The sequence below is a fragment of the Xanthomonas cannabis genome, from assembly GCF_040616535.1.
GTDB classification, from domain to species: domain Bacteria; phylum Pseudomonadota; class Gammaproteobacteria; order Xanthomonadales; family Xanthomonadaceae; genus Xanthomonas; species Xanthomonas cannabis.
Genome location: NZ_CP136580.1, coordinates 4,539,121 through 4,556,524, shown reverse-complemented (window position 1 = coordinate 4,556,524; position 17,404 = coordinate 4,539,121). Strand labels below are relative to the sequence as shown.

Below are 17,404 nucleotides of genomic sequence, written 5' to 3'. Positions count from 1 at the left end.
GAGCAGCGGGTTTGCGCAAAACACCGCAGCAACCAGCCACGCACCAGGTGGCACGGGCGGCTGCCGCAGCGCCAGCTGCTGTGCACGGTGCATGGCATGGCGTGTACTGTGGCGCATTGGTGCCTGCCCGTCTCGGGAATCGATGGACACGCGTCACTGCCGCGCTGGCGGTGTCCTGCATCATGTCGAGTGACTGGCAGATGCGGGCCCAGGCGTCGTGGCCTGCGCGCGACGGGGCTGCCTTGAGGATGCCGTCGCGCCAGGGCGCTGCCATAGCGGCGTGTCGGTGTGTGCGGTGTGGTGCCCGTTGTTGCGTGACTGGCAGATGCAGGGTCAGGCGTCGTCACGCGCTTGCGTGCGCTGGGGCTGTATCGATGATGCCGTCGCGTCCGGGGCGCTCCTACAGCGGTGTGTCGGTGTGGTGCCTCTTGTTGCGTGACCTGGCAGATGCTGGGTCACGCGTAGGAGCGCACCTGGGCGCGACGGGGCTTTCCCCGAGACGCCCGACGCAGGCACATGCCGCGCGGGTTACTCCTCTTCCGGCGGCAGCACGATGCCATCCGAATCGATGGCGAGCTTGCCCGCCATCAGCACCGCCTGGGTGCGGTTGGTGACGCCGAGCTTGCGCAGGATCGCGGTGACGTGCGCCTTGATGGTGGCTTCGGACACACCCAGGTCGTAGGCGATCTGCTTGTTGAGACGGCCGGCGCCCAGCATCTGCAGCACGCGGAACTGCTGCGGGGTGAGATCGCGCAGGCGCTGGCCGACCTCACGTTCTTCGCTATCGGTCGGCGGCAGGTTCTGCGCTTCTGCAGGAATCCAGCGTTCGCCATCGAGCACGGTGGCCAGGGCACGGCCAATGGTGTCCGAATCGGCGGACTTGGGGATGAAGCCGAACGCGCCATGGTCGATCGCACGCCGCATCACGGTGGGTTCTTCGCGTGCAGACACCACCACCACCGGCAACTGCGGATGCAGCGAACGCATATGCACCAGCGCGCTGAATCCCTGCGCGCCGGGCATGTTGAGATCCATCAACAGCAGATCGGCATCCGGCTGCGCATCGGCCAGCGTGTAGAGGGCATCGACATTGTCGGCCTCGAACAATTCCACCCCCGGCATCACCCGCTGCACTGCCCCGCGCAAAGCTTCGCGGAACAGGGGGTGGTCGTCAGCGATCAGCAGGGTGGTCATGGTGGGGCCGGGATTGGGGATTGGGGATTCGGGATTTGCAAAAGCGCGGGATTCTGGGTTCGGACATTGGGATTCGTAAGAGCAGGGATGTCGAAAAGCGAATCTCGATCCGCAATAGCCGATGTAAGAGAACCGTCTCTCCCTGCATTGCAGTAAAACAATGCATGGTCGAGGAGAGGGGTAACTAGGCAATGGGAACCCGCTTCTGCGAATTCCCAATCCCAAATCACCAATCCCCGCTCCTCAGCCAATCCCCAATCCCGAATGCCGAATCCCGGCCCCTCAGCGCGTCAGCCTTTCATTGACCAACGAATCCACCACCGACGGATCGGCCAGGGTCGAGGTGTCGCCCAGCTGGTCCGGTGCGTTCTCGGCGATCTTGCGCAGGATGCGGCGCATGATCTTGCCCGAGCGGGTCTTGGGCAGGCCGGGGGCCCACTGCAGGTGGTCGGGCGAGGCGATCGGGCCGATCTCCTTGCGCACCCAGCTCACCAATTCCTTGTGCAGGTCTTCGCTCGGGGTTTCGCCGGCGATCAAGGTCACGTAGGCGTAGATACCCTGGCCCTTGACGTCGTGCGGGAAGCCGACCACGGCCGCTTCGGCCACCTTCGGGTGCGAGACCAGCGCGCTTTCCACTTCGGCGGTGCCGATGCGGTGACCGGAGACGTTGATCACATCGTCCACGCGGCCGGTGATCCAGTAATAGCCATCGGCATCGCGGCGGCAGCCGTCGCCGGTGAAGTAGCTGCCCGGATAGGTGCGGAAGTAGGTGTCGATGAAGCGCTGGTGGTCGCCGTAGACGCTGCGCATCTGACCCGGCCACGAATCCAGCAGCACCAGATTGCCTTCGGTGGCGCCTTCCAGGATCTTGCCCTCGGCATCGACCAGCGCCGGCTGCACGCCGAAGAACGGCAGCGTGGCCGAGCCGGGCTTGAGATCGACCGCGCCGGCCAGCGGCGAGATCAGGATGCCGCCGGTTTCGGTCTGCCACCAGGTGTCCACGATCGGGCAGCGGCTGTCGCCGACCACCTCGTAGTACCAGCGCCAGGCTTCCGGATTGATCGGCTCGCCCACACTGCCGAGCAGGCGCAGGCTCTTGCGCGAGGTCTTCTTGACCGGCGCTTCGCCGTCGCGCATCAGCGCGCGGATGGCGGTGGGCGCGGTGTAGAACAGGGTGACCTGGTGCTTGTCGATCACTTCCCAGAAGCGCGACACGCTGGGGTAATTCGGCACGCCTTCGAACATCAGCGCGGTGGCGCCGTTGGCGAGCGGGCCATACACGATGTAGCTGTGGCCGGTGACCCAGCCCACGTCGGCGGTGCACCAGTAGATGTCGTCCTCGCGCAGGTCGAACACCACTTCATGCGTGTAGCTGGCGAACAACAGATAGCCGGCGGTGGTGTGCAGCACGCCCTTGGGCTTGCCGGTGGAACCGGAGGTGTAGAGGATGAACAGCGGATCTTCCGCATTCATGCGCTCGGGTTCGCACTCGGCCGGCTGGCCATCGACCACATCATGGAACCAGCGGTCGCGCGGTGCCTGCATCTCCACCGCGCCGCCGGTGTGGCGCACCACCAGCACGGTTTCGACGGTATTGGTGCCGGGGATCTTCAGCGCCGCATCCACGTTGGCCTTGAGCGGAATCTTCTTGCCGCCGCGCAGGCCCTCGTCGGCGGTGATGATCAGCTTGCTCTGGCAATCGATCACGCGGTCGGCGATCGAGTTGGCGGCAAAGCCACCGAACACCACCGAATGCACCGCGCCGATACGCGCGCAGGCCAGCATGGCCACGGCGGCATCGACGATCATCGGCAGATAGATGGTGACCCGGTCGCCCTTCTTGACGCCCAGGTTGCGCAGGGCGTTGCCGAGCTTGCACACGCGCTCATAGAGCTCGCGATAGGTCACCGGGTAGGAGGCGGCGTCCGGGCTGTCGGGTTCGAACAGCAGCGCGGTCTTGTCGCCGCGCGTGGCCAGTTGGCGGTCGAGGCAGTTGACGCTGGCGTTGAGCTCGCCGTCGCCGAACCAGCGGATATGGAAGTCGTCCAGCGCGAAGCTGACGTCCTTGACCTGGGTGGGCTGCTTGAACCAGTCCAGCCGCTGCGCGGCCTTGCCCCAGAACTGCTCGGGGTGCTCGATCGATTCGCGGTACAGCGTTGCGTACTGCTCGCCATTGACGCGTGCGCCCTTGGCGAACGCGGGATCGACGGGATAAACATCAGCCATGGCACCCTCACTTGCGATGATCTTGTCGGAAGAGGGCGCTGCGGCTGCCCTCGGTAGGCAATCAGTGTGCCGCATCCATTCTGTCCCGGCGGTCAACGGCGCCTTAGACCATGGTCGTAACCAGGTCAGTGCGCCAGCGAACATCCATTGCGGGCTCTGGTGCGACGATCGGTCACCTTGCGGAATGCTGCGTTGCAGCTACGACCAAAGGCGAATAGGCTGCAAACCGCGGACTGCCTCACGCTCCGCACAGCATCGCCATCAAGCGCGAGGCCTTCATCGGGGAGAGGGTTCCATGAAACACCGTACTGCACCGCTGGTGCGCCATCCATTGGCCGCCGCCTTGTTCGTGGCCAGCATCCTGCCGGGTGTGGCGTTTGCACAGACGCCGAAGGAAAAGGCGCTGGAAGCACGCATCGCCGAGCTCGAACGTCAGGTTCAACTGCTGGTGACCGCGCAGCAACAGCAGCAGGGCCAGATCGCACAGACGCAGACCCAGGTCAGCGAAGTGCGCACCCTGCAGGCGCAAGCGCCGGCAGCGGCGCCCGCGCCTGCGGTTCCGGCCGGCAAGCGGCCGATCCAGATCACCAGCATCACACCGAACGCAGCGGCGGGGACAACGTTCCGTTACGGTGGTTTCATCAAGGCCGACTTCATGACCACCCGCACCAGCGATGGTGCGTTGCCCGAAGGCGCGGTGGGGCGGTACCTGTACATCCCGACCCAGACGCCGGTCGGCGGGCAGGCGTCGAGCACCGACACCGACTTCCATGCCAAGTTCTCGCGCTTCAACCTGGGCGTGGACACCGTCACCGAAAACGGCGACAAGCTCACCGGCTTCATCGAGCTGGACTTCTTCGGTAACGCGCTGGCCAACCAGGTCAACAATCTCTACGGCGGCACCCTGCGGCATGCCTACATGAGCTGGAACAACTGGCTGGCCGGCCAGACCTGGTCCAACTTCGTCGACTCCACCATCCTGCCGGAAGCGGCCGACATCGTCGGGCCGACCGACGGCGCGTTGTTCAGCCGCCAGACCCAGATCCGCTACACCCGTGGCGCCTTCAGCGTGTCTGCAGAAAACCCCGAAACGCTGACCACGCCTTACCAGGGTGGCAACACCATCCTGGCCTCGGACCACGGCGCCATGCCGGACCTGACCGCGCGCTACAACTGGAAGGGCACCTGGGGCACGTTTGGCCTGTCGGCCATCGCACGCCAGTACCGCACCCGCAGCGCGCTGACCAACGACACCGAGTTCGGCGGCGCCATCGCCGGCGGCGGCCGCTGGATCATCAATTCCAGCAACGACCTGCGCTATCAGCTCAGCTACGGCGAAGGCCTGGGGCGCTATCTGGGCCTGGGCAACGGCTCGGACGTGGAGCTGGATGTGGACGGCAACATCCACACCGTCAGCACCGTGGCCGGCTGGGTGGCGTGGCGCCACGACTACAGCGCCAAGCTGCGCAGCACCATCATGTATTCGCGGGTGGATTACGACCATAGCCTGGCCAACACCGGCGGGCTTGCCAGCAAGTCGCAGCAGAGCCTGCGTGCCAACGTCTTCTATTCGCCGCTGCCCAAGGTGGATGTGGGTGCAGAGCTGATGTACGGCCGCCGCGAAGCCGAAAACGGCGACTCCGGCGACATCTCGCGGCTGCAGTTCACCACCAAGTACAGCTTCTAAGGTTCACCCCGCCGGCCGCCCGCCACGCATGTGGGCGGGCCGTGCCGCCCGCACTCCAGGAGACAGACCATGACCGTCTCGAATGACGCACTGATCGCCAAGATCGATGCCAATCCGAAGTACCACGCGCTCAAACGCCAACGCAACACGCTGGGCTGGACGCTGACCGTGCTGATGTTGCTGGCCTACTACGGCTACATCGGCCTGATTGCCTTCGACAAGGAATTCCTTGCCAAGCCCATCGGCGACGGGGTGACCTCGATCGGCATTCCGATCGCGATCGGGGTGATGGTGTTCACCATCGTCATCACCGCCATCTACGTGCGTCGCGCCAACAACACCTACGACCAGCTGACCGCGCAGATCCTGGAGGACGCCCGCAAATGAGCAAGACTTCGCGCCTTCTCCTGATCCTGGCCGGCCTGCTGCCGGCAGGCATCGCGCTGGCCGCCGGCGGTGACATCGGTCAGGCCGACAAGCAGCCCACCAACTGGGTGGCGATCGGCATGTTCGGCTTTTTCGTGCTGGGCACCTTGTGGATCACCAAATGGGCAGCAGCCAAGACCAAGTCGGCCGCTGACTTCTACACTGCCGGCGGCGGCATCACCGGCTTCCAGAACGGCCTGGCGATCGCCGGCGACTTCATGTCGGCGGCCTCGTTCCTGGGCATCACCGCCGCGGTGATGGCCAATGGCTACGACGGCCTGATCTATGCAATCGGCTTTCTGGTCGGCTGGCCCATCCTGACCTTCCTGATGGCCGAACGGCTGCGCAACCTTGGCAAGTACACCTTCGCCGACGTGGCCGGCTATCGCTTCGCGCCGACCGCGATCCGCAGCTTTGCCGCGTCGGGCACGCTGGTGGTGGTGCTGTTCTACCTGATCGCGCAGATGGTCGGTGCCGGTGCGCTGATCAAGCTGCTGTTCGGCCTGGACTACTGGGTGGCGGTGACCCTGGTTGGCGTGCTGATGATGGTCTACGTGCTGTTCGGCGGCATGACCGCCACCACCTGGGTGCAGATCATCAAGGCCGTGTTGCTGCTGACCGGCGTGACCTTCATGGCCGTGGCCATCATGTGGCACTTCAACTTCAGCTTCGAGGCGCTGTTTGCCGAGGGCGTGCGGGTGAAGACCGCGATTGCGGCCAATGGCGGTGCATCGCCGGAGGATGCCGCCAAGGCCGGCCTGTCGATCATGGGGCCGGGCGGTTTCGTGAAGGACCCGATCTCGGCGATCTCGTTCGGCATGGCGCTGATGTTCGGCACCGCCGGCCTGCCGCACATCCTGATGCGCTTCTTCACCGTTCCCGATGCCAAGCAGGCACGCAAGTCGGTGCTGTGGGCCACCACCTGGATCGGCTACTTCTACATCCTGATCTTCATCATCGGCTTCGGTGCGATCGCACTGGTGCTGACCAACCCGCAGTTTGCGGACGTCACCGCCGGCACCATCCACGGCGGCAAGGGTGCAGCCAACATGGCGGCGGTGCTGGTCGGCAATGCGGTCGGCGGTAACGTGTTCATGGGCTTCATCTCGGCGGTGGCCTTCGCCACCATCCTGGCGGTGGTCGCAGGGTTGACCCTGTCCGGCGCGTCGGCAGTGTCGCACGACCTGTACGCCACGGTGCTCAAGAAGGGCAATCCGGCGCCGGGCTCGGAGCTGAAGGTCTCGCGCGCCACCACCCTGGTGCTGGGCGTGATCGCGGTGCTGCTGGGCATCGTGTTCGAGAAGCAGAACGTGGCCTTCATGGTGTCGCTGGCCTTCGCCATCGCCGCCTCGGCCAACTTCCCGGTGCTGATCCTGTCGCTGTTGTGGAAGAACTGCACCACGCGCGGCGCGGTGACCGGTGGCTTCCTGGGGCTGGTGTCCTCGCTGGTGCTCACCGTGCTGTCGCCGTCGGTGTGGGTGGACACGCTGGGCAACGCGGCCGGTTCGGCGCCGTTCCCGTACACCTCGCCGGCGCTGTTCTCGATGATCATTGGCTTCGTCGGCATCTGGCTGTTCTCGATCCTGGATCGCAGCCCGCAGGCGGCCAATGAACGTGCCGCGTTCAAGGCGCAGCAGATCCGTGCCGAAACCGGCCTGGGTGCCAGTGGTGCCTCGGGCCACTGAGTGCAGCGTTGTACAGGTGATCGCAGACGCCGGCCTTGCGCCGGCGTCTTGCGTTTTGGCGATATTGCCGCCCGGTGCCGGCATGGCAGCCACGCCTTGCAGCGCGACGCGCAGGCGCGCGGATACGGCAGCCTCATTGCGGCAAGAAAGCGTGCACAGTCTGGCAATGGAACCGCTCGGGGAGTGCGGCCGCGTGCAGCGGCGCCGGCTGACGTGGGCGATGCATTGCCAGAAGTGCTGCGCCGATCGTGCAGGCGTAGCGCCTGCGCCCGGCCCCGACCAGCCCGGGACGTCTTTTGGCCCGGCCCTGAGGCATGCGCGGGCGGCGCGGTACCATTGGCGGTTTGGACCACGGCCCCCTCCATGAAAATCGCCTCCTGGAACGTCAACTCGCTCAACGTGCGCCTGCCGCACCTGCAACAGTGGCTCGGCGCGTTTGCGCCAGACGTGGTGGGCGTCCAGGAAACCAAGCTGGAAGACCACAAGTTCCCGGATGCGGCGCTGGCTGCCCTGGGCTACCGCAGCGTGTTCTGCGGCCAGAAGACCTACAACGGCGTGGCGATCCTGTCGCGCTCGCCGGCGCTGGACGTGCAGATGGGTATCCCGGGCTTCGACGACGTGCAGCAACGCGTGATCGCCGCCACCGTGGACGGCGTGCGCATCGTCAACCTGTACGTGGTCAATGGCCAGGACGTGGGCACCGAGAAATATGCCTACAAGCTGCGCTGGCTGGATGCGGTGCACGACTGGATCGAGCAAGAGCTGCAGCGGTATCCGCAGCTGGTGGTGCTGGGCGACTTCAACATCGCCCCGGATGCGCGCGACGTACACGATGCGGCGGTGTGGAACGAGCACCACATCCTCACCTCCACTGCCGAGCGCGCCGCGTTGCAAAAACTGCTGGCGCTGGGCCTGCACGATGCATTCCGGTTGCATCACGATGAAGCCGAACAGTTCAGTTGGTGGGATTACCGCCAGGCCGGGTTCCGCCGCAACCTGGGCCTGCGCATCGACCTGACCCTGGTGTCGGAGGCCTTGCGCGCACGTGCCGTTGAATCGGGCATCGACCGCGAACCGCGCACCTGGGAGCGCCCCAGCGACCATGCGCCGGCCTGGGTACGGCTGGCGGAGGCGGGCGCATGAGCGAGCGTCATCTGCGTCGCAGTACCCATAAGGTGGGCGATATCACGCTGGGGCCGGTGCACCGCTTGAGTTGCCATTGCGGCGCAGTGCAGATCGATCTGGAGTTGCCGCACGGCCTGCTCGACCCACGCCGTTGCGATTGCTCGATGTGTCGCCGGCGTGGCGCCATCGTCGCCTCGGTCGCCCTCGACGGCTTGCATGTGGTGCAAGGCCAGGACGCGCTACGGCTGTATCAGTTCAACACCCATGCCGCCGCGCATTACTTCTGCGGCGTGTGCGGCATCTACACCCATCATCGGCGCCGTTCCAATCCCAACGAATACGGCTACAACGTCGGTTGCCTGGAAGGCGTCAATCCGTATGCGCTGAACATCGCGGTGCCGGTGGAAGACGGCGTCAACCATCCTGCCGATCGCGCCGCCGGCGGTCGCTGAAACGACGACGCCCGGGCAGGCCCGGGCGTCGTGGCAACCGATGCTGCGCTGATCAGCGCACGCGGCCGCGGGTAAACAGGTTGACGATGGCCAGCAGGATCACCGCGCCCACCAGCGACCAGACGAAGGTCCACAGGGTGATGGCCTGGTTGATGCCACCGCCGAACACAAAACCGGCAATCAGCGCACCCACGATGCCGACGACCACATTGAGAATGATGCCCTGCTGCGCATCGCGACGCATGATGATGCTGGCCAGCCACCCCACGATGCCGCCGACGATCAACCAGATGATGATGCCCATGTTGCCGATCTCCTCATGTCTGTGCACCGGACGTGGTGCATGGGCGCCATTGGACGCATCGCGCCGTGAAGCAGCTGTCGAGCGCGGCCGCCGGGCTGGCGAAGCAGTTGGGTTGGTGGGCGGCGCGTGACAGCGTACGCAAGCTGGCAGCACGGCCCGGTGCAGCTCTGGCTACGGCCGCACCGGCCCGGCGAACGCGGCGAGCCGCAGGCGCGGCAGCTGCTGGGTCCGGCATTGGGCCTGGATCCGGCGCAGGTGCCATTGCAACGTGACGCACGGGGCCGCCCGACCCTGCAGCCGGCCTTGCCGAACTGGGATACCGGCTGGAGCCACAGCGGCGATTACCTGCTGGTGGGGCTGGGGCAGGGCGTGCGGCTGGGCGTGGACCTGGAGCGGATCCGCCCGCGCCCGCGCCTGCTGGAGATCGCGCATCGCTTCTTCCACCCCGATGAACTGGCGCTGCTGGCCGCCTTGCCGGCGGACGCACAGCAGGCGCTGTTCTTTCGTCTGTGGTGCGCCAAGGAAGCCCTGCTCAAGGCGCATGGGCATGGCCTGTCGTTCGGCCTGCATCGGCTGGCCTACGCGCTGGCCGCCGATGGCGCCCTGCAGTTGCGGTGGTGCGACCCGGCGCTGGGCCAGGCCGCGCGCTGGCAGCTGCACGAATGGTGGGCCGCACCGCAGTGCCGCGCCGCGCTGGCGCTCTACCCTCACGCGGCCGCGTGAGGCCCCGCGCCATACGGCAGGATCGGCTGACGGAACTGTGCCACGCCATCCAGGTCGCGCAAGGTCACCGTCAGCACGCCGCTGGCGCCATCGATCTCCACCTCGCCGAAGAACTGGTACCCGGCCAACGGTGAGGTATTGGGTGCAGGCGGCGCCTTCTGGAACACCACCGTGGGGCCGAAGGTGGCATCCAGCGCGTTCGGCCCGAAGCTGCCGGCATTGAGCGGGCCGCCGACGAATTCCCAGAACGGCTCGAAATGCTGAAACGCGGCGCGGTCGGGGTGGTAGTAATGGGCTGCGCAGTAATGCACGTCGGCAGTGAGCCACACCGTGTTGCGGATGCGCGCACGGCTGATGAAGCGCAGCAGCGTGGCGATTTCCTGCTCACGGCCACGCGGCACGCCGTCATCGCCATTGGCGATCGCTTCCCAGCGCGGACGCCCCTCTCCATCTTCACCATCGGGCACCTGCAGGCCGATCGGCATGTCGGCGGCAATCACCTTCCACTGCGCGCGCGAGCCGGCCAATTCGCGCTGCAGCCACGCCAATTGCTCCGGCCCGAGAAACGCGGCATCGGGGCCGGGTTGCGGTTGCAGGTTGTCGCTGTTGGCGCCGCGGTAGCTGCGCATGTCCAGCACGAACACGTCCAGCAACGGGCCGTAGGCGATCTTGCGGTAGATGCGCCCGTTGCCATCGGCGCGCACGCCGCGCAGCGGTGCGTATTCCAGGAAGGCCTGGCGCGCGCGTTGGGCCAGCACGTCGATCTCGCGCACCTGGTAGCGCGCATCCAGCTGCTTGCCGGGCGACCAGTTGTTGGTGGTTTCGTGGTCGTCCCATTGCCACAGTTGCGACACCTCGGCATTGAAACGGCGCACATGCTCGTCCAGCAGGTTGTACCGGTAATTGCCGCGGAATTCGTCCAGCGTTTCGGCCACCTTGCTCTTGGCCGCAGTGGTGAGGTTGCGCCAGCGCGTGCCGTCTTCGACGGTGAGTTCGGCCGGAACCGGGCTGTCGGCGTAGATGGTGTCGCCGCTGTGCAGGAAGAAATCCGGGTTGCGTTCGCGCATGGCGCTGTAGATGCGCATGCCGCCGATGTCCGGATTGATGCCAAAGCCCTGGCCGACCGTGTCGCCGCTCCAGACAAAACGCACGTCGCGCCGTGTCCGCGGCGCGCTGCGCAGATGACCATGTACCGGCGCGCTCAGTACCCCGCTGTCGGCGTCCTCGAAGCGCACCCGGTAGAAGATGTCCTGATCACGCGGCAGGCCGCTCAGGTCCACGCGCGCAGTGAAATCGCGGGCGGCCACCGCCATCGGTCCATCCACCCGACGTGCCTGGCGCAGGCTGGGGCGCGTGTCCCATTCCACCCGCATCCGCGCCGGCCGATCTGCACGGCTCCATAGCACCGCGCGGTCTTCCAGCGCATCGCCGCTCTGCACTCCGTCGGTGATCAGTGGACGCCCGGAAGGCGCGGCCAGGCTGCGCGCGGACCAGCCGGCAGTGGCTGGCAGCAACAGGCCGGCACCCAATCCTTGCAGGAGGCGGCGGCGGGCGCGATCGGAGGCGGGCATGGCGTTCTCCAAGCTCTGGCAGCGGTGTCCAGATATAGCGCCGCTGTCTTACCGGCACGTGTCCATTGCGGTCGGTGCAGCGCGTGTGTCCAGCGTTGCGAAGAGGCGTCGGCCGGGTCGGCCCGGACAACCCGGCAGCATCCTCGCCTGCACGCGCGCGCCCGCGCGGCACCCCAGCTGCGATAATCGCGCCATGAACGATGCCGCACTCGCCCCCGATGTCTCCGCCGCGCTCGAGCGCGGCCTGCAGGCCCAATCCCTGGATGCGGCCTTCGCCGCACCGCTGCTGCGTTACCTGGCCCTGCTGGTGCGCTGGAACAAGACCTACAACCTCACCGCCGTGCGCGACCCACGCGAGATGGTTACCCGCCACCTGCTCGATTCCCTGGCCATGCAGCCCTACATCGCCAGCGGCACCCTTGCCGACCTGGGCACCGGCCCCGGCCTGCCCGGCATCCCGCTGGCCATCACCCGCCCGCAACTGCAGGTGACCCTGGTGGAAAGCAACGGCAAGAAGGCGCGCTTCATGCGCGAGGCCCTGCGTCACCTGGAGCTGCGCAATGCGCGGGTGGCCGAATCGCGCGCCGAAGCGCTGGACGAGCCGGCCGCCTACGACCATCTCACCGCGCGCGCGCTGGACACGCTGGCCGGCATCATCGATGTCGGCGGTCACCTGTTGCGCCCGGGCGGTAGCTTGCTGGCAATGAAGGGCGTCTATCCGCACGAGGAAATCGCCGCATTGCCTGCCGGCTGGACCATGAGCGAGGTGCATCCGCTGCAGGTGCCCGGCCTGGAGGGCGAGCGGCATCTGGTGGTGGTGCGCAAGGCCTGAGCCGAGGCGACGCCGATCGGCCTCAAGCGGCCCTCACCCCAGCCCTCTCCCGCAGGCGGGAGAGGGGGCAACACCGACCTCGCCAGTAACGTCAGTTGCCCGCCCGGTGGAAAGACGTCAGTTGCCCCGCCCCGGCGGAAAGACAACCAAACAACCCTCGACACCGTCAGGTCCCTTCCCCCGCCTGCGGGGGAAGGTGCCCGCAGGGCGGATGGGGGCAGCGCCCGACACTCCGGCCGCATTAGCGCGACAGCCCAAGCCCTCGCGCAAGCGGAAGGCGGAATGAGCACCGCCTCGCCAGCAACGTCCGTTGCTCCGCCCGGTGGAAAGACGTCAGTTGCCCCGCCCCGGCGGAAAGACAACCAAACAACCCTCGACACCGTCAGGTCCCTTCCCCCGCCTGCGGGGGAAGGTGCCCGCAGGGCGGATGGGGGCAGCGCGCGACACTCCGGCCGCATTAGCGCGACAGCCCAAGCCCTCGCGCAAGCGGAAGGCGGAATGAGCACCGCCTCGCCAGCAACGTCAGTTGCTCCGCCCTGTGGAAAGACGTCAGTTGCCCCGCACCGACGGAAAGACAACCAAACAACCCTCGACACCACCAGGTTCCTTCCCCCGCCTGCGGGGGAGGTGCCCGCAGGGCGGATGGGGGCAGCGCGCGACACTCCGGCCAATCAGCGCAACAGCCCAGCGCTCACGCAAGTCAAAGGCTGAATAAGCACCGCCTCGCCAGTAAGGTCAGTTGCCCCGCCCGGTGGAAAGACGTCAGTTGCCCCGCCCGGGCGGAAAGACAACCAACCAACCCTCGACAACCACCAGGTCCCTTCCCCCGCCTGCGGGGGAAGGTGCCCGCAGGGCGGATGGGGGCAGTGCATGACACTCCGTCCAATCAGCGCAACAGCCCCACATGCGCTCCAAGGCAGGCGAGGGAGCTCAACAGCCACCACAGGGCGCCAGCCCGCATTGGGACTTCCGGCCCATGGCAGCTCACGCGTGGGCTGCCATGATCGGGCGTTCGCTCCAGATCAGGCTTTCCGCACGTGACCTCTCCGCTCGCCGTCGCACTCTCGCTCGCCCTGCTGGGCACCTCGTTCGTCGCGTCCACGCAGGCCGCCACGCCGCCCGCGCCGGCCACGCTCACCGCCGAAGCGCCCGCCGATGCACGCTTCCGCGCGATCTACGAAAAAGAGTGGGCCTGGCGGCAGGCCGAAACCGGGCAGGCCGACGAAGACAGCGACACCACCGGCGACAACACGCATCTGCCGGACGTCAGCGCGGCCGCCCAGCAGGCGCGCCTGGCGGTGTGGGACGGCGTGCTCAAGCAGCTCGACGGTATCGACCCCAGGCAGCTCTCGCCGGCCAACCAGATCAACTTCGCCATCTACCGCCCACAGGTGGAAAACCTGGCCGCCGACGTGCGCCTGCGCCTGTACGAAATGCCGTTCAACTCCGATAGCTCGTTCTGGTCGAACCTGGGCTTCATGGCGCAGCGGCCGATGAAGACCGCTGCCGAATACCGCGCCTACATCGCGCGCCTGAACGATGTGCCGCGCTATTTCGACCAACAGATGGTCAACATGCGCGCCGGCCTGGCGCGCGGGTTCAGCGTGCCGCGCGCGGTGCTCGATGGACGCGACGTCTCCATCGCCACCATCGCCGAGGTCAAGGACCCCACCGAATCGACCTTCTACGCGCCGTTCAAGCAGCTGCCTTCACAGATCCCCGCTGCCGAGCAGGCGCAACTACGCGAACAGGCCAAGGCCGCGCTGAGCACGGCCGTCCTTCCGGCGTACAGCAGGTTGCTGGGCTTCTTCCGCAACGACTACATGCCCAAGGCGCGCACGACGCTGGCGGCCGAAGCATTGCCCGACGGCAAGGCCTTCTATCGCCAGCAGATCCGCGAATACACCACGCTGGAGCTGAGCCCCGAGCAGATCCACCAGATCGGCCTGGCGGAGGTGGCGCGCATCCAGTCGCAGATGAACGCGATCATCCAGCAGGTGGGTTTCAAGGGCAGCTTCGCGCAGTTCCTTACTTTCCTGCGCACCGACCCGCAGTTCTACGCCAAGACCCCGCAGGAGTTGCTGGATCGCGCGGCGTGGATCTCCAAGCGCGTGGACGGGCAGGTGGGCAAGTTCATCGGCACGCTGCCGCGCGGGCGCTTCACCATCAAGCCGGTGCCCGACGATATCGCCCCGTTCTGGACCGCCGGCCGCGGTGGCGCCACGACGTATTGGGTCAACACCTACAACCTGCCATCGCGGCCGCTGTACAACCTGCCGGCGTTGACCTTGCACGAGTCCTCGCCCGGGCATTCGCTGCAGGGCTCGCTGGCGCTGGAGCAGGGCGAGCAGCCCGCGTTCCGCCGCGAAAACTATATCTCCGCCTATGGCGAAGGCTGGGCGCTGTACACCGAAAAGCTCGGCCAGGAGATGGGTATCTACGAGACGCCTTATGAAGAATTCGGTCGGCTCACCTACGAAATGTGGCGTGCCTGCCGGCTGGTCATCGACACTGGCGTGCACCACGACGGCTGGAGCCGCGCGCAGGCGCTGGCCTACCTGCGCGACCGCACCGCACTCAGCGAGCACGAAGTCACCACCGAGGTGGACCGCTACATCTCCTGGCCCGGCCAGGCGCTGAGCTACAAGCTGGGCGAGATCAGCATCGTCAAGCTGCGCGCCGAGGCCGAACAGCAACTGGGCGAGCGCTTCGACATCAAGGCGTTCCACGACGTGGTGCTGAAGCAGGGTTCGGTCACCCTGCCGGTGCTGGAGCAGCAGGTGCGCGCCTTCATCGCCGAGAGCAAGGCACGCCCGATCAAGTCCAAGCCAGCCGCTGCCAGCGCACCGTGATGTGTTGGTAACGGCGTCTGAGGGCATCACGTTGGAATCCCGCGAGCGGTGAGGGCACCGCGCACTCGACATCGTTGCATTTGCTGCAGGGCCCTTGCCCGCCCACCATCGCAGGAGACGCTGCAAGTACGTCCATGTAGCTCTGGCGCGGCATCCATGCCGCTCAAGGTCCCGCGACGGTGGGCGGGCAAGGACCAGTCGAGTTGGTCGGTGTGCAGAGTTTTCAACAAGCGATCGGCAACCAGCAACCTAGTGACGCGGCGCCCTCAGTTCTTGAACAAAACCACCAGCCAACTGTCCGGTGCGGTGTCCTTACCGATTGCGGGACCGTTGGCGGCATGGATGCCGCCACCGAGCCCCCATGGACGGGTTAACGGCGTGTCCCGCGAGCGGTGAGTGCACCGCGCACTCGACAGACCACGCTTTAAGAGCATCCGAGCAGAAAGAGCATCCAAGCACCCCCCCAACCACGCCACACCCGCATGCAATTGTGTAACCACCCTGGGCTCTATACGCTGCAGCCATGCTGCTGCGTCGCGCCCGCCTGTTGCACCCCTTGCTGCGCCTGATGGCGCTGGCAGTGCTGGCGCTGGGCGTGCTGGTGGCGCCTGTGGCCTGCGCATTGGGCGATGTGCATGCGTTGGCGCACGACCAGATGCATCTGGAAGACACCGCGCCGCATGGCCATGATGGCGCCGACGAAGGCGATGCCGGCGAGCGCGATGGGGCCGGCCTGATGCACGCCCTGATGCATAGCGGCTACTGCCACGGCCAGAATCCGGCCGTCTTGCCGGCGCTGGCCTGGCTGCCGTTGTCCACGCACGCGCACGCCCGGCCCGTGGCCGTGTTTGCGCACTACCGCTCGCACCTGAGCGAGACCGGATTGCGTCCCCCGATCGCGGCCTGATGCCTCGCCGGCAGTGCCGGCCTGTCCATCGATCCCGATTCCGGAGACACCCTCATGTGGTTGCGACTGACGGCGATTGCCGTCTTCGCGGTCGTGCCGTGCGCCATGGCGCAGGACGTATCGCCCAAACCCGTACTGACCCTGGACGACGCCATCGCGCGCGTCGCCCTGCAGCACCCCGACCTGCGCCTGGCCGATGGCCAGCGTGCCGTCCTCACCGCCGAAGCAGAACGCGACGCGCTGCGTCCGCCGTTGCGCATCGGCGCCGAACTGGAAAATGTGTTCGGCAGCGGCCCGACCCGCGCGCTGGACCAGGCCGAACTCACCGTCACCCTGGCCGGCGTGCTGGAACGCGGCGGCAAACTGGATGCGCGGCGCACGCTGGCCCAGGCCCGTATCGATACGCTGGCACCGCAACGGGCGATCGCGGGGCTGGACGTGCTGGCCGAGGTGGCGCGGCGTTACCTGGCCATCACCGCCGCCCGCCAGCGCCGCACCGTCGCGCTGGAGACCCTGGCGCAACGCCAGCGCACCGTGGCCGCCGCGCGTCAGCGGCTGCAGGCCGGCGCCTCGCCGGAGTCGGTGGTGTTGACCGCGCAGGCCTTGCAGGCACGTGCGGAGCTCGATCGCGACCGCGCGCAACTGGAAGAGGCGGCCGCACGCCGCCAGTTGGCGGTGCTGTGGGGGCAGCGTGCGCCGGACTTCGGCGATGTCACTGGCGACCCATTGCAGCTGCCGGCGATTCCCGAGTTCGAGGTGCTGGTGCAGCTGCTCGATGCCACGCCTGAACTGGCGCGCTTGAACGGCGAGCAGCGCGTGCGCGAGGCGCGGGTGCGGCTGGCACGCAGCCAGGCGCGCCCGGACCTGGACTGGCAGGTGGGCGTGCGCCGGCTCGAAGCCAACGACGCCACCGCGCTGCTGGGCAGCGTCTCGCTGGCGCTGGGCAGCGCCGCGCGCGCGCAACCGGACATCCGCGCCGCCGAAGCGGAGCTGTCGTTGCTGGACATCGAACGCCACTCGCAGGCATTGCTGCTGTACGCCACGCTGGCCGACGCGCATGGCCGCTACCGCGCCGCGCAGCTGGAAGTGGCGCGCATGCGTAGCGATGTGCTGCCCGCACTTGCGCGCGCCGATGCCGCCGCCGAGCGCGCGTACCGTGCCGGCGCCACCAGTTATCTGGATTGGGCGCAGCTGCAGGCGCAACGCAGCGATGCACGTCAGCAGCAACTGGCCGCCGCACTGGACGCGCAGACCGCGTTGATCGAGATCCAGCGCCTGACCGGGCAGCCGTTCGTGCTCGACAGTGCCGCGCAGGTGGGGCCATGAGCGCTGACGCCTTCTCATTTTTTCGCGTGGACTGCGTACGCACGGTTGCATCTGCTGCAACTGCAACTGCAGTCGCAACTGCATCATCCAGCGG

General features: G+C 66.9%; 14 protein-coding genes. 10 read left to right on the top strand and 4 right to left on the bottom strand.

From position 1 onward, the window contains the following. Positions 1-528: 528 nt before the first annotated feature. Both RZV17_RS19335 and acs read right to left on the bottom strand, forming a co-directional pair. On the bottom strand, positions 529-1,194 hold the full coding sequence (locus RZV17_RS19335; RefSeq protein WP_039566073.1) for a response regulator transcription factor: 666 nt from the start codon (positions 1,192-1,194) through the stop codon (positions 529-531). Between the two features lie 282 nt (positions 1,195-1,476). Then, positions 1,477-3,420, bottom strand: a complete 1,944-nt coding sequence (acs, locus tag RZV17_RS19330; RefSeq protein ID WP_039404992.1) for an acetate--CoA ligase — start codon at positions 3,418-3,420, stop codon at positions 1,477-1,479. 295 nt (positions 3,421-3,715) lie between these two features. Between acs and RZV17_RS19325 the strand changes: the two genes are divergently transcribed. The 5 genes from RZV17_RS19325 to RZV17_RS19305 all read left to right on the top strand — a co-directional run bounded on the left by RZV17_RS19325 (position 3,716) and on the right by RZV17_RS19305 (position 8,795). Then, positions 3,716-5,107, top strand: a complete 1,392-nt coding sequence (locus RZV17_RS19325; protein WP_047697892.1) for a DcaP family trimeric outer membrane transporter — start codon at positions 3,716-3,718, stop codon at positions 5,105-5,107. Between the two features lie 69 nt (positions 5,108-5,176). Then, entirely contained in the window at positions 5,177-5,494 is a 318-nt protein-coding gene (locus RZV17_RS19320; protein WP_047697893.1) for a DUF485 domain-containing protein, read from the top strand. Next, positions 5,491-7,218: a cation acetate symporter gene (locus RZV17_RS19315; RefSeq protein ID WP_355605806.1), complete on the top strand. Its 1,728-nt coding sequence runs from the start codon at positions 5,491-5,493 to the stop codon at positions 7,216-7,218. The genes RZV17_RS19320 and RZV17_RS19315 overlap by 4 nt, the downstream gene beginning before the upstream one ends. Positions 7,219-7,581: 363 nt before the next feature. After that, on the top strand, positions 7,582-8,361 hold the full coding sequence (gene xth, locus RZV17_RS19310; protein WP_355605803.1) for an exodeoxyribonuclease III: 780 nt from the start codon (positions 7,582-7,584) through the stop codon (positions 8,359-8,361). Next, on the top strand, positions 8,358-8,795 hold the full coding sequence (locus tag RZV17_RS19305) for a GFA family protein (protein ID WP_355605801.1): 438 nt from the start codon (positions 8,358-8,360) through the stop codon (positions 8,793-8,795). Before xth ends, RZV17_RS19305 begins: the two co-directional genes overlap by 4 nt. Before the next feature lie 52 nt (positions 8,796-8,847). Here the strand turns inward: RZV17_RS19305 and RZV17_RS19300 are convergent, their stop codons facing one another. Next, a complete protein-coding gene (locus RZV17_RS19300) occupies positions 8,848-9,099 on the bottom strand; it encodes a GlsB/YeaQ/YmgE family stress response membrane protein (protein WP_355605798.1) in 252 nt (83 codons plus the stop codon). A gap of 126 nt (positions 9,100-9,225) precedes the next feature. Between RZV17_RS19300 and RZV17_RS19295 the strand changes: the two genes are divergently transcribed. Next, positions 9,226-9,822, top strand: a complete 597-nt coding sequence (locus tag RZV17_RS19295) for a 4'-phosphopantetheinyl transferase superfamily protein (protein ID WP_355605795.1) — start codon at positions 9,226-9,228, stop codon at positions 9,820-9,822. On the opposite strand, the gene RZV17_RS19290 is transcribed toward RZV17_RS19295, so the two are convergent. Beyond that, complete coding sequence (locus RZV17_RS19290) at positions 9,807-11,393, bottom strand: alkaline phosphatase D family protein (RefSeq protein WP_355605792.1); 1,587 nt, start codon at positions 11,391-11,393, stop codon at positions 9,807-9,809. The genes RZV17_RS19295 and RZV17_RS19290 overlap by 16 nt on opposite strands. Positions 11,394-11,586: 193 nt before the next feature. Between RZV17_RS19290 and rsmG the strand changes: the two genes are divergently transcribed. The 4 genes from rsmG to RZV17_RS19270 all read left to right on the top strand — a co-directional run bounded on the left by rsmG (position 11,587) and on the right by RZV17_RS19270 (position 17,310). Beyond that, on the top strand, positions 11,587-12,225 hold the full coding sequence (gene rsmG, locus RZV17_RS19285; RefSeq protein WP_047697899.1) for a 16S rRNA (guanine(527)-N(7))-methyltransferase RsmG: 639 nt from the start codon (positions 11,587-11,589) through the stop codon (positions 12,223-12,225). Between the two features lie 1,037 nt (positions 12,226-13,262). Further along, positions 13,263-15,077 (top strand): DUF885 family protein, encoded by a 1,815-nt coding sequence (locus tag RZV17_RS19280; protein ID WP_355605788.1) that lies wholly within the window; start codon positions 13,263-13,265, stop codon positions 15,075-15,077. Between the two features lie 523 nt (positions 15,078-15,600). Further along, positions 15,601-15,984, top strand: a complete 384-nt coding sequence (locus tag RZV17_RS19275) for a hypothetical protein (RefSeq protein WP_039404961.1) — start codon at positions 15,601-15,603, stop codon at positions 15,982-15,984. A 54-nt stretch (positions 15,985-16,038) separates the two neighbouring features. Further along, positions 16,039-17,310 carry a TolC family protein gene (locus RZV17_RS19270; protein ID WP_355605785.1) on the top strand — a complete coding sequence of 424 codons (1,272 nt, stop codon included), beginning with the start codon at positions 16,039-16,041 and terminating at the stop codon, positions 17,308-17,310. The last annotated feature ends 94 nt before the right edge of the window (positions 17,311-17,404 follow it).

Coding starts and splice junctions, on each gene's coding strand:
- RZV17_RS19335 (WP_039566073.1), bottom strand. CDS start 1,194: ATGACCACCCTGCTGATCGCTGACGACCACCCCCTGTTCCGCGAAGCT.
- acs (WP_039404992.1), bottom strand. CDS start 3,420: ATGGCTGATGTTTATCCCGTCGATCCCGCGTTCGCCAAGGGCGCACGC.
- RZV17_RS19325 (WP_047697892.1), top strand. CDS start 3,716: ATGAAACACCGTACTGCACCGCTGGTGCGCCATCCATTGGCCGCCGCC.
- RZV17_RS19320 (WP_047697893.1), top strand. CDS start 5,177: ATGACCGTCTCGAATGACGCACTGATCGCCAAGATCGATGCCAATCCG.
- RZV17_RS19315 (WP_355605806.1), top strand. CDS start 5,491: ATGAGCAAGACTTCGCGCCTTCTCCTGATCCTGGCCGGCCTGCTGCCG.
- xth (WP_355605803.1), top strand. CDS start 7,582: ATGAAAATCGCCTCCTGGAACGTCAACTCGCTCAACGTGCGCCTGCCG.
- RZV17_RS19305 (WP_355605801.1), top strand. CDS start 8,358: ATGAGCGAGCGTCATCTGCGTCGCAGTACCCATAAGGTGGGCGATATC.
- RZV17_RS19300 (WP_355605798.1), bottom strand. CDS start 9,099: ATGGGCATCATCATCTGGTTGATCGTCGGCGGCATCGTGGGGTGGCTG.
- RZV17_RS19290 (WP_355605792.1), bottom strand. CDS start 11,393: ATGCCCGCCTCCGATCGCGCCCGCCGCCGCCTCCTGCAAGGATTGGGT.
- rsmG (WP_047697899.1), top strand. CDS start 11,587: ATGAACGATGCCGCACTCGCCCCCGATGTCTCCGCCGCGCTCGAGCGC.
- RZV17_RS19275 (WP_039404961.1), top strand. CDS start 15,601: ATGCTGCTGCGTCGCGCCCGCCTGTTGCACCCCTTGCTGCGCCTGATG.
- RZV17_RS19270 (WP_355605785.1), top strand. CDS start 16,039: ATGTGGTTGCGACTGACGGCGATTGCCGTCTTCGCGGTCGTGCCGTGC.